This is a genomic window from Lyngbya sp. CCAP 1446/10, from assembly GCF_026130175.1.
Taxonomy (GTDB): Bacteria; Cyanobacteriota; Cyanobacteriia; order Cyanobacteriales; family Microcoleaceae; genus Microcoleus.
Genome location: NZ_JAIGNI010000171.1, coordinates 1 through 596, shown reverse-complemented (window position 1 = coordinate 596; position 596 = coordinate 1). Strand labels below are relative to the sequence as shown.

At 35.6% G+C, this 596-nt stretch carries 1 protein-coding gene; it reads left to right on the top strand.

Going from position 1 to position 596, the window contains the following annotated elements; genetic code table 11:
• Positions 1-596 (top strand): IS5 family transposase (locus K4039_RS29720; protein WP_265240115.1); only part of this gene is annotated, 596 nt, incomplete at both ends.

Below are 596 nucleotides of genomic sequence, written 5' to 3'. Positions count from 1 at the left end.
GGGGAGTATCTGAATCAACTATTTGCCGAATTGTAATTGACATCGAATCAACTTTAATGAAAACGGGAAAATTCCGTCTGCCTGGGAAAAAAGCATTACTCAAAAACTCTGATTATCCAGCAGTCGTGGCGATCGATGTCACAGAAACAGCTATTGAACGACCCCAAAAAAAACAGAAAAAATATTACTCAGGCAAGAAGAAATGTCATACCCTCAAAACTCAATTGGTCATTAATCAAGAGACAGGAGCAATTATTTGTACTGCTTTTGGGAAAGGACATTGCCACGATTTTAGCTTGTTTAAAAAAAGTAAAGTTCATTTTCATCCCGAAACAGATAGCTTACAAGATAGTGGGTATCAAGGCATAAAAGATTATCATTCCAATAGTTATATTCCTAGAAAGAAACCTAAAAATGGAAAACTTTCTCTCTTAGAAAAAGACTACAATCGAGTTCTAGCACAAGAAAGAATTGTTATTGAACACGTTAACCGGAGTCTGAAAATTTTTAAAATCTTGTCGAGTCGTTATCGCAATCGTCGCCGCCGTTATGGTCTGCGTTGTAATTTGTTATCAGCAATTTATAATTATGAGTTA